10 protein-coding genes are annotated in these 13630 nt (G+C 71.5%); 5 read left to right on the top strand and 5 right to left on the bottom strand.

Annotation, left to right across the window (positions count from 1 at the left end; translation table 11 throughout):
- The first annotated feature begins 53 nt into the window (after nucleotides 1-53).
- The gene (locus tag FGD71_RS41050) at nucleotides 54-344 is read left to right on the top strand and encodes a DUF3303 family protein (protein ID WP_119105669.1); all 291 of its coding nucleotides are present in this window, start codon (nucleotides 54-56) and stop codon (nucleotides 342-344) included.
- Nucleotides 345-368: 24 nt separating this feature from the next.
- Here the strand turns inward: FGD71_RS41050 and FGD71_RS41045 are convergent, their stop codons facing one another.
- The 4 genes from FGD71_RS41045 to FGD71_RS41030 all read right to left on the bottom strand — a co-directional run bounded on the left by FGD71_RS41045 (nucleotide 369) and on the right by FGD71_RS41030 (nucleotide 5732).
- Nucleotides 369-1019 (bottom strand): hypothetical protein, encoded by a 651-nt coding sequence (locus tag FGD71_RS41045; protein ID WP_119105668.1) that lies wholly within the window; start codon nucleotides 1017-1019, stop codon nucleotides 369-371.
- A 57-nt stretch (nucleotides 1020-1076) separates the two neighbouring features.
- On the bottom strand, nucleotides 1077-3491 hold the full coding sequence (locus FGD71_RS41040) for a dolichyl-phosphate beta-glucosyltransferase (protein WP_119105667.1): 2415 nt from the start codon (nucleotides 3489-3491) through the stop codon (nucleotides 1077-1079).
- Nucleotides 3488-4228, bottom strand: coding sequence for a GntR family transcriptional regulator (locus FGD71_RS41035; RefSeq protein ID WP_119105666.1), 741 nt, complete (start codon nucleotides 4226-4228; stop codon nucleotides 3488-3490). Before FGD71_RS41035 ends, FGD71_RS41040 begins: the two co-directional genes overlap by 4 nt.
- Before the next feature lie 148 nt (nucleotides 4229-4376).
- Nucleotides 4377-5732, bottom strand: coding sequence for an aspartate aminotransferase family protein (locus tag FGD71_RS41030; RefSeq protein WP_119105665.1), 1356 nt, complete (start codon nucleotides 5730-5732; stop codon nucleotides 4377-4379).
- A gap of 183 nt (nucleotides 5733-5915) precedes the next feature.
- On the opposite strand from FGD71_RS41030, the gene FGD71_RS41025 reads away from it, so the two are divergent.
- From FGD71_RS41025 to FGD71_RS41015, 3 genes are all read left to right on the top strand, one after another.
- Nucleotides 5916-6530: a type 1 glutamine amidotransferase family protein gene (locus FGD71_RS41025; RefSeq protein WP_119105664.1), complete on the top strand. Its 615-nt coding sequence runs from the start codon at nucleotides 5916-5918 to the stop codon at nucleotides 6528-6530.
- The gene (locus FGD71_RS41020; RefSeq protein ID WP_119105663.1) at nucleotides 6527-6994 is read left to right on the top strand and encodes a MarR family winged helix-turn-helix transcriptional regulator; all 468 of its coding nucleotides are present in this window, start codon (nucleotides 6527-6529) and stop codon (nucleotides 6992-6994) included. Before FGD71_RS41025 ends, FGD71_RS41020 begins: the two co-directional genes overlap by 4 nt.
- A 79-nt stretch (nucleotides 6995-7073) precedes the next feature.
- Nucleotides 7074-9098 carry a serine/threonine-protein kinase gene (locus tag FGD71_RS41015; RefSeq protein WP_119105662.1) on the top strand — a complete coding sequence of 675 codons (2025 nt, stop codon included), beginning with the start codon at nucleotides 7074-7076 and terminating at the stop codon, nucleotides 9096-9098.
- A gap of 15 nt (nucleotides 9099-9113) precedes the next feature.
- Here the strand turns inward: FGD71_RS41015 and FGD71_RS41010 are convergent, their stop codons facing one another.
- Entirely contained in the window at nucleotides 9114-11813 is a 2700-nt protein-coding gene (locus FGD71_RS41010) for a type 1 periplasmic-binding domain-containing protein (protein ID WP_119105661.1), read from the bottom strand.
- Nucleotides 11814-12093: 280 nt separating this feature from the next.
- Between FGD71_RS41010 and FGD71_RS41005 the strand changes: the two genes are divergently transcribed.
- The gene (locus FGD71_RS41005) at nucleotides 12094-13494 is read left to right on the top strand and encodes a M20/M25/M40 family metallo-hydrolase (RefSeq protein ID WP_119105660.1); all 1401 of its coding nucleotides are present in this window, start codon (nucleotides 12094-12096) and stop codon (nucleotides 13492-13494) included.
- Nucleotides 13495-13630: the final 136 nt, after the last annotated feature.

Genomic DNA, 13630 nt, shown 5'->3' with positions numbered 1-13630 from the left:
TGGCAAAAAGGTGTGAAGTTGACATCTCGAACCCCCGGCGAGAGGTGAGTGCGATGCGCGTCATGCTCAAGGCGACCCTGGACACCGAGAAGTCGAGCGAGGCCATCAAGGGCGGCCAGCTGCCGGAGTTGATCAAGGCGACCATGGACAGGATCAAGCCGGAGGCCGCCTACTTCATGCCCGACGAGGGGCGGCGTTCCTGCGTGTTCGTCTTCGACATGCAGGACAGCTCGGAACTGCCGCCCCTCGCCGAGCCCTTCTTCACGCAGCTCGGTGCCAAGGTCGAGGTATCGCCGGTCATGGACCTCGACGACCTGCAGAAGGGGTTGTCGGCGCTCGGATAGCAGTACGCCGGGCAAGTCCCCCCGTCAGCTGAAGACGATCATCGACCCCTGAGCGAGGCTGCGCGTCGCCGCCGCGTGCAGGCCCAGCCAGACGTGCCGCTCGCGGGCGAAGGGGCTCGCGTCGAAGGGCGCGGGTGCGGCCGGTTCCTCCAACTCCGTGGGCGCCACGGGGGGTTCGGGCGGCAGGGGAGGGTTCGCGGGGTCGATGCCGATCGACGGGGCCACGAACTCCAGCTCGCGCAACAGCGTCTGGGAGGAGCCCAAGGGCCCGCCGCCCGCCAGCAGTTCGTCGTTCGAGAGCGGGTGGGGGAAGTCGACCGGCACATACGCGCCCGCGTGGTCGTAGTGCCAGACCAGGTGCGACTGCTGGGCCGTCGCCTCGAACATCTCCAGCAACTGCTCGTAGTCACCGCCCAGTTCGTCCACCGGGGTCACCGCCAGTTGGCAGACCTGGAGAAGGTAGGCGCGGCGCAGGAAATGCAGCGCGTCGTAGTCGAAACCAGCGACCGGGGCCACGTCGCCGGACAGCCCCGGCATGTACGCGTACACCGGAACCGGTGGAAGTCCGGCCTCGCTCAGGACCTTGTCGTAGAGCGCGAGTTCCTCGGCGAAGGGGTTGTCGGGGGTGTGGCACAACACGTCGACGAGTGGGACAAGCCACAGGTCACAGGCCAACAGAGCACTCCTCGCGTAGCACGGTGGTCAAAGCAGCGTAATGGGTGCCAAGCCCGGTCAGCCCCCGTCGTGCAGATCCCATACCCACACCCCGCCGACCCACGTCCCCGGGCCCCCCACGAGCTTGTCGACCGTCTCACGCAGTTGCGCGTCGTTGTGCTGCGGGGCGAGTACGAGGATGCCCGCCTTCCAGTACGCGAAGTCGTGGCGGGCCTGCGCCCGCCACTCCTCACTGATCACCGGGACCTTGCCCTTGTAGCGAACGTCACGCAGAAGGTTGGAGGTGTGGCGGGGTGGGGCGCCGTAGATGCCGACGCGGTCCTCGCCGTACGGGCCGTTGAAGTAACCGCCCGGCAGCTTGAACTCCAGCCCCGCCACCGTCTGCCAGTGCAGCGCCTCCGCGTTGCCGGGGTCGGGCAGCGGCACAGGGACGAGGGACTCGCCGTCGGAGAGGTACGACTTCCATGTGCTGTCCGCGATGAACGGCGGAACCTCCACGCGGTCCACCGTCCTCAGGGGCGCCGGCACGACCGGCAGCAGGGCGACGATGAGGGCCACGAAGCCGAGGTACTGGTTGCCGAGGTTCCGCGTCAGGGCCAGCCGTTCCACCGCCAGTGCCAGCAGCATCCCGAGCGCCGGCGCGCACACCATCGCCACGCGGCCCTCGATCACCGACTCGAAGAGGGGTTTCTCCGCCAGGAGCGCCCAGGGACCCGGGAGCACGGCGTCCGTCAGCGGGATACGGAACTTCGGCCCGAGGGACAGCAGAGCCGCCGCGACCGCCGTGAAGGCCAGCGCCTTGACCACCGCCCGTTCCCACTGCCGGACCACGACGGCGAAGGCGAACGCGAAGAGCGGCCAGCCGTAGAAGGCGTTCTGCTCGGTCGGGTTCAGGGACAGCGCGTCGGCCGTCTCCTTGTCGCCGGCCAGCAGCGAGCGTTCCGCGAAGGAGAGCAGCGCCCGCGGACTGTTGCCCGCGTGGTCGCCGTGCAGCACGCTCTGGTAGCTCTGCGGGCCGAAGAACTGCCAGTACAGGGGGAAGGCGACGAGCGGCAGGCAGACCGCGCCGCCGATCGCCAGCCCGCGCAGCAGCGGACGCCACGCGACTTTGGCCACATCCCACCGCACCACCGCGTAGCCGAGCGCGAACAGCGCCATCCCCATGGCGGCGAGCAGCAGCGGCTCTTCGCCGAGGAAGATCTGGTACGCCGCCATCAGCCCGAGGACGACGCCGCCTTGGACCACCCTCGCGCCCGTGCACAGGCGCAGCGCCCGGTCGATGATCAGCGGGATCATGAACAGGACGACGAAGTTCGGGTGCGCGTTGGCGTGGCTGACCATCGGCGGAGCGAAGGCGGCGAGGGCGGCGCCGACGAAGGCCCCGCCCCGCTGGCGTACGAGACGTTTGACGATCAGCCAGTACCAGGCGGCGGCCGTCGCGGCCAGGCCCAGGGTCATCACCAGGGCCAGCGTGAGTGCCGGGCCGAAGAGCCAGGTCACGGGGGCGAGGGGGACGGACAGGCCGAGCATGACCGTGTTGGCCATGAGGTTCACGCCGTCGGGGAAGCCCTGGAGGTCGGTGAACAGGGGGTTTCTCAGGTGCGCGACGTTGTCGGCCGTGACCGCGAAGAACCACTCCCACTGGTTCTGGTCCTGGAGCGAGTCGGGGAGGTAGCGGCTGCTCGGGTCGGCCCAGCGGCCCCAGTGGAGGGTCACGGCCATCAGCAGGAACAGGCCCACCGCCAGGATGTCCGCGGGGCGCAGGGAGCGGGCTTTCAGGCGGGTGAGGTCGGCGAGCATCCGGCCGTAGTCGAGGGGCCGGACCTTCGAGCCGGACTGGTGGGCCCAGCGCACCGGGACCTCCGCGACCGGCCAGCCGGAGCGGCGGAAGTAGTGGAGTATCTCGACGTCTATGCCCCAGCCGTCGAGGCGGGACGCGGCGAACGCCTCGCGGGCCTGGTCGCCGTCGAAGAGCTTGAAGCCGCACTGGGTGTCGCGGATGCCGGGCACCGCGACGCAGCGTATGAGGAAGTTGCCGGTGCGGCCGAGGAGTTCGCGCAGCGGGTGCTGGCGGTTCTCGATGGTCGCGCCGGGGGTGGCGCGCGAGCCGACCGCGGCCGAGAATCCGTCGCTGAGCGCCTTGTCGAGGTGGTCCAACTCCTCGATGGGCGCGGCCAGATCGGCGTCGGTGATCAGCACGCGGTGGCCGTACGAGGCGAGGACGCCGAGACGCAGGGCGCTGCCCTTGCCGCGGTTGCGGGGGCTGGTGATGAGCTTGACGCGATGGTCGGTGACGGCGGCCACGAGGTCGCGCGTACCGTCGGTGGAACCGTCGTCGACGACGATCAGCTCCCAGTCGCCGCGGCGGCCCTGGCTCTCCCGCAGATGGCCGACGATCGCCTCGAGCGTCGGACCGAGCCGCCGTTCCTCGTTGTACGCGGGCACCACGACGGACAGGTCCACCGCGCTCATCCGGCCGCCAGTCCTTCGATGAGGGCGAGGGAGTGCACGTTGTACGCGGTGACGATGGCGTGCGCGGCGTCGGCGTCGCGGCGCACGAGGGCGTCCACGAGCGCGGTGTGCTCGGCCCAGAGACGGCCGCGCAGGTCCGTCGTCCGGCGCAGGTACTGGACCGCGCACACCCAGGTCTGCACGCGCAGGCGGTGCAGGAAGTCGGCGAGGTACGGGTTGCCGAAGAGCAGACTGAGCTCGCGCCAGAAGCGCAGGTCGTAGCCGATGAGGATGTTCAGGTCACCCGCGCCCGCGGCACGCTGGGCCTCCTCGCCGCGGCGGCGGATGCCGGCGAGGGCGGCGGCGGTACGCGGGTCGTCGGCGCGCCCGGCGAAGACCTCGCGGGCGGCCCGGCCGACGCCGGCGACACCCGCGTCCTTGTCCAGGAAGCTGTGGAACAGGCCGTCCGTGACCAGGCTGCGGGCCTCGATCATGCCCCGGTAGTCGGCAGGCGAGTACTCGTGCACGCGGAAGCCGCGGTGCTGGTCGGCGTCCAGCAGGCCCTGGGCCGACAGGTCGACCAGGGCCTCGCGGACGGGGGTCGCGGAGACGCCGTACTGCTCGGCGATCTCCTTGACCGTGAACTCCTGGCCCGGCTGGAGGCGGCCGGCCAGCACCTCGTCGCGGAGCGCGTCCGCGATCTGCTGCCGCAGCGTGCTGCGGGTCACGGCGCCATTGCCGCCACCGGTGCCGGGCATGTGGGTCGTCCTCCCCGATCGGGTCAGTACTCGCTCATGTCTACGAGCACGTCACCTTACGCGTTCGGGTTCCCGGCCCCCGGGGGCGCGTCGCCTGTGCGCCGCGCGCCTCGTCGGGCGGGCGCGGGCGTACGACCGCCCGGTGGTTCTACACCGTGTGTTCGTCGGCCACCGACAGTGCCTCGTCCAGGGCGGCCAGGCCCTCCTTGGCCTCGGACTCGGTGATGTTGCACGGGGGGACGACATGGGTGCGGTTCATGTTGATGAAGGGCCACAGGCCGCGCTTCTTGGCGGCGGCGCCGAAGGCGGCCATGGGGGCGGCCGCCTCGCCGGAGGCGTTGTAGGGGACGAGGGGCTCGCGGGTCTCCCTGTCCCGTACGAGCTCCAGGGCCCAGAAGACGCCGGTGCCGCGCACCTCACCGACGCTGGGGTGGAGCGCGGCGAGCTCGCGCAGACCGGGCCCGAGGACGCTCTCGCCGATCCGTGCCGCCTGTCCGACGACGTCCTCCTCCTCCATCACGTTGAGCGTGGCGACGGCGGCGGCGCAGGCCAGCGGGTGCCCGGAGTAGGTGAGGCCGCCGGGGTAGGGCCTGCGGGCGAAGGTCTCCGCTATGGCGCCGGAGATCGCGACGCCGCCGAGGGGCACGTACCCGGAGTTCACGCCCTTGGCGAAGGTGATCAGGTCCGGTACGACCCCGAAGTGATCGGCGGCGAACCACTCGCCGGTGCGCCCGAAGCCGGCCATGACCTCGTCCAGGACGAAGACGATGCCGTACTGGTCGCAGAGCGCGCGCACACCCTCCAGATAGCCCGGCGGCGGCACCATGACGCCCGCCGTACCGGGGATGGTCTCCAGGATGATCGCGGCGATCGTGGCCGGGCCCTCGAAGGCGATCGTGTCGGCGAGGTGCTGGAGCGCGCGCTCGCACTCCTGCCGCTCGTTCTCGGCGTGGAAGGGGGAGCGGTAGAGGAACGGCGCCCAGAAGTGCACGACACCGGCCGCGCCGCTGTCGTTGGCCCAGCGGCGCGGGTCGCCGGTGAGGTTGATCGCGGTGGCGGTGGCGCCGTGGTAGGAGCGGTAGGCGGAGAGCACCTTGGGGCGGCCGGTGTGGAGCCGCGCCATGCGGGTGGCGTTCTCGACGGCCTCGGCCCCGCCGTTGGTGAAGAAGATCTTGTCGAGATCGCCGGGGGTCCGCCGGGCGATGAGCCGCGCGGCCTCGGACCGTGCCTCGATCGCGAAGGCGGGCGCGAACGTGGACAGCGTCGCGGCCTGCTCCTGGATCGCCGCGACGACCTTGGGGTGCTGGTAGCCGATGTTCGTATAGACGAGCCCGCTGGAGAAGTCCAGGTACCGCTTGCCGTCGTAGTCCCAGAAGTACGCGCCCTCGGCGCCGGCGACGGCGAGCGGGTCGATGAGCTCCTGCGCGGACCAGGAGTGGAACACATGCGCACGGTCCGCGGCCTTCACGGCGGCGCCGGCCTGGGGGTTGGGCTGAGGGGTCATGCGGGCGAGCGTAGGAGTCCACGGTGGGGACGCGACATCGGCGTCCTGTATGGGGTGCGGGCGGGAACGCGACAGTTTGTCGCGTGTGAGGGCGGAGCAGCCTGACGCCCCGAACGAGGTTGACAGCATGCTGCCTATTTGACAGCATGCTTACATCTGATTCGGTCAGCCCGAGGGGGAACCATGAACGGCACGACATCCCGCAAGCCCGTACACCTCGCCGTCTACGACACCTTCGCCGACTGGGAGACCGGCCACACGACCGCGTACCTCGCCCGTGCCGGGTACGAGATCCGCACGGTGGGCCCCGATCGTGAGCTCGTGAAGACCATCGGCGGCGTACGCATCCAGCCGGACCTCGCCCTCGACGACCTCCGCCCCGAGGACAGCTCCCTGCTGATCCTCACCGGCGCCGACCTCTGGGACACGGGCGACGACCTCGCGCCGTTCGCCCGCAAGGCGCGCGCCTTCCTCGACGCGGGCGTCCCCGTCGCCGCCATCTGCGGAGCCACCGCCGGGCTGGCCCGCGAAGGCCTGCTCGACGACCGGAACCACACCAGCGCCATCTCCTTCTATCTGGCCGCCACCGGCTACAAGGGCGGCGAGCGGTACGCCGACGCCGACGCCGTGACGGACGGTGGGCTGATCACCGCCGGCCCCACCGAACCCGTCGCCTTCGCCCGCGAGGTCTTCCGCCTCCTGGGCGTGTACGAGGGGGAGGTGCTGGACGCCTGGTACCGGCTGTTCCACGACTCGGACCCGGAGGCCTACGCCGTCCTCGAGGCGGCCGGTCAGTGAGCCGCGAGCGCCAGGACCTGCTCAGCCGCACCGCCCTCGGCGTCTTCCGGCTCAACGGCCAGTTTCTGTCCGTGGCGGACGAGTTGGCCAAGCCCGCCGGGCTGACCGCCGCCTGGTGGCAGGTGCTCGGAGCGGTACTCGCCGAGCCGCTGCCCGTCTCCGGGGTCGCCCGCGCGATGGGCATCACCCGGCAGAGCGTGCAGCGGATCGCCGATCTGCTCGTCGAGCGGGGTTTGGCCGAGTACGCGCCCAACCCCGCTCACCGCCGCGCCAAGCTGCTCACCCCGACCGAGGACGGCCGCGCCGCCATCGCGAAGATCGACCCCGGCCACGCGGCCCTCGCCGACCGCCTCGCGGACGCGCTCGGCGAAGACGGGTTCGCCGAGACCGCACAGGTGTTGGAACGTCTGATCGGAGTGATGGAGACGCTCACGGAGCAGAGTCATCCTGTTACGGGGTTGTAGACGCCGCCCGGCCCCCTCCTCCGTACGGCCGCACTATCCTCGCTCTGTCGCATATGCACGGGGGAGGGTGGCGCTAGCAATGGAGAAGCTGGGGCCGGGGGAGCCACAACGGATCGGCGCGTACCGGTTGCTGGCGCGGCTGGGGGCCGGCGGCATGGGGAACGTCTATCTGGCGCGCTCCGACCGGGGACGTACCGTCGCCGTCAAGCTGATCCGGCAGGAGCTCGCCGAGCAGGAGGAGTTCCGGGCGCGCTTCCGGCAGGAGGTGCAGGCCGCGCGGCGGGTCGGCGGGTACTGGACGGCGCCGGTGCTCGACGCGGACACCGACGCCGCGATCCCGTGGGTGGCCACCGGCTACGTCGCCGGGCCGTCCCTCCAGACGGTCGTCGGCGAGGACCACGGGCCCCTTCCCGAGCGTTCCGTACGCATCCTCGCGGCCGGCCTCGCCCACGCCCTCAAGGACATTCACGCCGCCGGGCTCATCCACCGCGACCTCAAGCCCTCGAACGTGCTCGTCACGATCGACGGCCCGCGCGTCATCGACTTCGGCATCGCCCGCGCCCTGGAGACGGTGACCGACGGCGGCCTCACCCGCACCGGCGCACTCGTCGGCTCGCCCGGCTTCATGGCCCCCGAGCAGGTCCGAGGCGACCGCATCACACCCGCGTGCGACGTCTTCTGCCTGGGCTCGGTCCTCGCCTACGCGGCCACCGGCGACCTCCCCTTCGGGACGGCCAACAGCGGGGTGCACGCGTTGATGTTCCGCATCGCGCAGGAGGAACCGAACCTGGAGGCGCTGCCCGAGGGCCTCGCCGACCTCGTACGGGACTGCCTGCGCAAGGACCCGGCCCGCCGCCCGGCCCTCGACGACATCCTGGAGCGCACCGGCGCCGAGGACACGGTCGCCGACGGGCGCAGTCGCGACCCCTGGCTGCCGGGCATGCTGGTGGCCCAACTGGGGCGGCACGCGGTGCGGTTGCTGGACACGGAGAACCCGGACGAGAGCGGCCCGTCGGGGGCGCCGTCGAGCCGGCCGTCCCCGGGGGCTCCGCCGCCCCCGCCCGCCTCGTCCACCCCCGGCGCCGTGGCCCCCGTGGTGGCTCCCGCCCCCGGGCCCTCCGCCGGACACGCCCCCGCGCCCGGGGCGTCCCCCGAACACGCCTCCGCGCCCGGGGCGTCCCCCGAACACGCCCCCGCCGCCGACGACTCCGCCCCGCCTGCGCCGGGAATGCCGGGCAGTGCCCCGCTGGACCACCTCCCCACGATGGTCACGGGCTCGCCGCAGACACCCCCGCCCGGCACTCCGCCGGGCACCCCGCAGACGGCCCCACCGGGCGCCCCGGCCCACCCGGTGTACGGCTCCGCCCAGCAGCACCCCCAGCCCGCCGCGTACGGCTACCCGCAGCAGCCCCCCGCTGCCTGGGGCGCGCCCCAGGGGGCGTACGCGCCCCCGCCGGGCTCCACCCCGCCGTACGGCCCCACCCCCCTCTACGGCCCCGGCCCCGGCGGCCCACAGGAACCCCCACGAAGAAGCGGCCGCTCCACCGCCGCGCTGATCGTGGTGGCCCTGGTGGTCGCGCTCGGCGCGGGCGGCTCCGTCTACGCGCTGATGAGCGGCGACGGCAACACCCGCGGCGGCGGCGAGACCACCGCGTCCCCGACCGCCGGCGCCCCCGAGACGCCGGACTCGACCCCCCAGGACCCGACGACCGAGCCGCCCACCACGGAGGACGAGAAGCCGGAGAACGGCGCGATCCCCACCGAGTTCATCGGCACCTGGACCGCGTCCATCGACAACGACACGGGCCGCAACACCCGACGACTCACCATCCAGCAGGGCGAGGTGGGTGACACGGTGCTCGCCCTCACGGCGGACGGCCCGGCCGACGACGGTACGTACCACTGCGTGTTCCAGGCGGAGCTCGCCGAGACCCCGACGACCACCGGCCCGCTGCGTATCGGCCCGTCGAAGGTCACCGTCGGCGAACCGGCCACGTCCTGCACTCCCGGCGCGGCCACCGAGCTGACCGTCCTCCCGGACGGCCGTCTCCGCCGGGTGAACGTGAACAACGGCGACGAGCTGACGTACACGAAGCAGAGCTGAACACGACCACGGCTGTCAGGAGCCGCCTCCGCCCCGGCACGGCGGGTCCTGCTTCTGGCTCGACTCGCCCTGCCCGTAAGCCCCGCACACCACCACCGCCTCCGGCGCGTCGGCGAGCTGCCGCAGCAGGACGAGGGTCTTGTCCACGGGCGGGGCGTGGACGCCCTTGGCATAGGAGACGAACCCGGTGGCGCCGTTGAAGGAGACACCGTTGCTGAGGGTGAGCAGCACCGACCGGCGGTCGACCTCCTCGTCGGCCAGCCGGGCGTCGGCCACCGCCTGGGACAGGACGTGGAAGGCGTCGTACGAGACCGCCGAGTGGCCGTCCTGCTCCCAGGGGTCGGTGCCCTCGGTGCTGGACTCCACGAAGGATTCGTAATCGTCGAAGAACTGGCGCGTTTTCCCACTGGCTTCCCGGTCGGTGGAGGGGAGCCGGTGCGCGGAGTAGTAGAGGCGCAGCCAGTGCTTGTCCTTGAAGACGCCGGTCTGCGCCACGTTGGTCAGTTCGTTGCCACCGAGGACCGTGAGGCTGTGGGTGGTGCAGGTGCCTTCCCGGTCCATGGAGTTGACGAACGCCGTGAAGTCCTTCGCCCGCGCCGACCAGTACAGGACGGAGTCCGGCTCCTGGCTCAGGGCCTGGCAGATCCTGCGGGCCAGTACGTCGGCGCTGACCAGGTTCTCCGCCGGGACGGACGGCTCGGGTTCGAAGTCGTTGTCCTGGTTGAAGTTGAAGACCCGCTCGGTGCCGGGGAAGTCCGCCATGAACCGGTCGGCGAGACTGCGGCTGTAGAGGTCGGCCGAGCTCTCGATGACGACGGCGTGCCCGGCGGGGGAGCACTCGTCGTCAAAGCCGCGTCGGGCCACGATGTTCTCCTGGCTCGCGAAGTCCGCCTCGATTCCGGCCTCCCGGGAGTTGTTCGGGGTGAACGGCCAGTAGCTGCGGCCCGCGTCGCCGGTCATCATCTCGTCGGCGGTCGCGGTGGTGCCGACCGTGGGGATCTGGGCCCGGCCGAGCACCCGCAGGGCGGCCTGCGTCTCCTCGCGGCTCTGCGCGTACCCGAGGACGCCGACGACCCGCTTGTAGTCCTCGGCGTCCTGTTCGTTCTTCACCTCGGCGACGAGTCTCTCGGCCTCACGTTCCGCGTTGCGGAATCCTTCGCCGGTGGCACGGACGTCCACGCGCAGCGGAACGAGCGAGTTGTTGGAGGCCGCGTCGTCGTTCAGCTTCTTCTGCCACATCGCGATGCCGCGCAGTTCGGGGATGGTGCCATCGAAGCGCGTCTCGTCCACGGTGGTCGGCTTCTTGGAGACGAACACGACGACCGTCCGTACGGTGTGGTCCTGGCGGGCGTAGGCCTCGGCCCGTCTGTTCTGCTCTTCGATCGCCTGCGAGGCCGCGTCGTACCAGCCTTTGGCGTCCACCGGGATGGCGGTGGAGCGGGCGGCCTCGGCGACGGACTCGGTGCCGCCGACGCAGGTGTGGTCGGCCGGGGGAGCGATCCAGGTGCGCACCCCGATCACCGTGCCGACGAGCGCCAGCGCCAGCGCGCCCGCCAGGAACGAGGTCGTGGTCCGCCAGTCGGTCTTGAAGAAGTCCGGTTCGACCTGGGGGACGGGCAGGCCGGGGCCGTGCGGCGCGTTGTCGGTGAAGGTCACCAGGACCGGTGAGCCGTCCCTCTGGCTGAGGAGCAGTCCGGCCTGGGAGAAGTTGCTCTCGCCCGGGTTGTCCAGGTCGTTCAGCAGGCCGGTGGACGGCTGCCCGACGATGACGACGAGCGGCCCCGGCTGCTGGGCGGTGGCGCGGGCCCGGTGCAGGGAGCGCACGAAACGCTCGGCCGCGCGGGCGCCGTCCGTACCGGGCGGGGGCAGCTCCACCAGCAGGACGGGACGTGCGGTGCGGCGGCGGCGCCGGGGCAGGAGGCCGCCGACCCTGGGCGTGCGCAGGTCCTCCAGGAGGGCGCGGGTGAGGAGCTGGTCGAGCTCCTGGAGCGCCTCCTCGTGACGCGGGTCGCCGGCGGGGCGAGCCAGGCGCGTGGACTGCACGTTGGCCACGTGGTCCATGACGCGGAACAGGTTCCTGCCGCCCGCGGCGACGGGCTCGTCGGCGAGCCAACGGCGCATCACCTTGCGGGACATGCGCTTCTGCCACAGCCAGCGGGGCGCGTACCGGGTGAACCACAGCCAGAAGACGACCAGGAACCAGCCCTTCAGATCGCTGGACGGCGGACTCGTCTTGGGAAGGGCGCCCAACAGGCCGCGCTTTTCGGCCTGTTGCTGGTCGCACGCGTACTCGCGCAGGGCCACCGCGCGGGCGCCCGGCCAGCGGTCCGGGTGCTCGCGGATGTAGGTGACGAGGTCCCGCAGGAGGGTGAAGTGCGGGAAACGGTCCGGGGTCATGTGCTCCGGAGGCACGTCCTGCAGACCGAGGCCCGCGCTCTCGGCGAGGAGGAGCGAGTCGTCCTGTGCGGCGGCGAGATACACGTACGGCACGAGCTTGCCGTGCTCGTCGAGGGAACGGCGCAGCGCCTCCACGACCCGGTGCGTGCCCTCGGCGCACGCGGCGCCGTCGCCCGGGACGCGGAGGATGAACAGCGGTGGTTTCGTGGCCAGGTTGGCGCGGTTCGCGGGTGCCACGGCCGTGGGGAACTCGCGCACGAAGACATCGGCCCGGCTGTCGTCCGGGAAGCCGTCCGGACCGGCCTGCGGATGCGCCATGATGCCCCCGTATGTCAACAAGGCGTGTCTGAAGGGAAGTCGGAGAGTACTGGCAGTATCACACCCGTTACAACGGGTTGTGGCAAGCGCTTCAACACCGTTACAGGTGCGCCTCCGTTCCCTCACGAGCACCCCGCATGCGCGCGGTCCCTCCGGCGCCCCTCGGCCCAACTCGGCCTGTCTCAGGCCCCCTTGCCCCCGCATGACGCGTACACAACGATGGCGAGTCGACGACGCCTCACTGCTTCGAGCCCCAGCGCTTCATGCCCCAGGAGGACCCATGCGCCCCAGCAGAAGAACCGTCCTGGCCGCAACGGCAACGGCAACGGCAACGGCCGCGTCGATGGGCGCCACGGCCTCGGCCTCGGCAGCGGAAACGGGCACCCGCCCGCTGGCCACGGCCCAGCCGCCCTCGGGTGAACTACGCGCCCTGTTACGGGAGATCGACCCGGCCCGCATCGAGGCGACGGTCCGCAAACTCGTCTCCTTCGGCACCCGTCACACCCTCTCCGTCCAGGATGATCGTGACCGCGGCATCGGCGCGGCCCGCGACTGGATCCTCTCGGAGATGAAGTCGTACGCGGCTGCCTCCGGCGGCCGGATGACGGCCGAACTCCAGTCGTACGTCCAGGAACCCGCGAGCCGTATCCCGGTGGCCACCCGCATCACGAACGTCGTCGCGACCCTGCGCGGCTCGGTCACTCCGGAACGCGTCTATGTGGTCTCCGGCCACTACGACTCCCGCGTCACCGACGTCATGGACGCCACGTCCGACGCGCCGGGAGCGGACGACGACGCGTCGGGGGTGGCCGTCGCCATGGAGCTGGCCCGTGTGATGGCGAAACGCCGCCCGGCCGCCACGATCGTGTTCGCCGCGGTGGCGGGGGAGGAGCAGGGGCTGTACGGGGCCGCGCACATGGCGTCGCGGTACAAGGATGTCGGCGCGGACGTGCAGGGGATGTTCACCAACGACATCGTGGGCAGTTCGACGGCGGACGACGGCACGAAGGATCCGTACACCGTCCGCCTCTTCGCGGAAGGCGTCCCCACCTCGGAGACCCCCGAACAGGCCGCCGTCCGCCGCTCGGTGGGCGGCGAGAACGACTCCCCGTCCCGCCAGCTGGCCCGCTTCGTACGGGACACGGCGGACAACGCGGCGACCGGTATGCGCGTACGCGTCATCTACCGCCGCGACCGCTACCGGCGCGGCGGCGACCACATCCCGTTCCTGGAACGCGCCTATCCCGCCGCCCGTTTCACGGAACCGGCCGAGGACTTCGCGCACCAGCACCAGGACGTACGGGTCGAGGACGGCAAGCAGTACGGGGACCTGCCGGAGTTCTGCGACTTCGCGTTCACGGCCCGCGTGGCCCGCGTCAACGCCGCCGCCCTGTGGAGCCTCGCCCAGGCCCCCGGCACACCCCGCGGCGCCAGAATCCGCACCGCCGACCTCACGAACGCCACCCACCTGACCTGGACCCGCGGCTCAGAGCCCGACCTGGCGGGCTACGAGGTGGTCTGGCGCGAGACGACGGCCCCCGAGTGGACCCACGTCATCCCGGTCGGCGACGTCACCTCGCACGAGGTGGACCTGTCGAAGGACAACGTGTTCTTCGGCGTACGGGCAGTGAACCGCTCGGGCTACCGAAGCCCGGTGGCGTTCCCGGACCCGCAGACGTAGTCACCGTCCGCGCGGAGCGGTGACCGGTGTAAGTCGCCGGAGGGCCTGGGCTGAAGATTTCAGCCCAGGCCAGCACTAATCAGCCCGTCCGGCGCTTGAGGACGAGGCCGTTCAGGCCGATACGGGGGTCTGGGGG

This window comes from Streptomyces sporangiiformans (assembly GCF_005768555.2).
Lineage (GTDB): Bacteria > Actinomycetota > Actinomycetes > Streptomycetales > Streptomycetaceae > Streptomyces > Streptomyces sporangiiformans.
The sequence above is the reverse complement of the archived record's forward strand: the minus strand, read 5'-3'. Positions and strand labels throughout refer to the sequence as shown.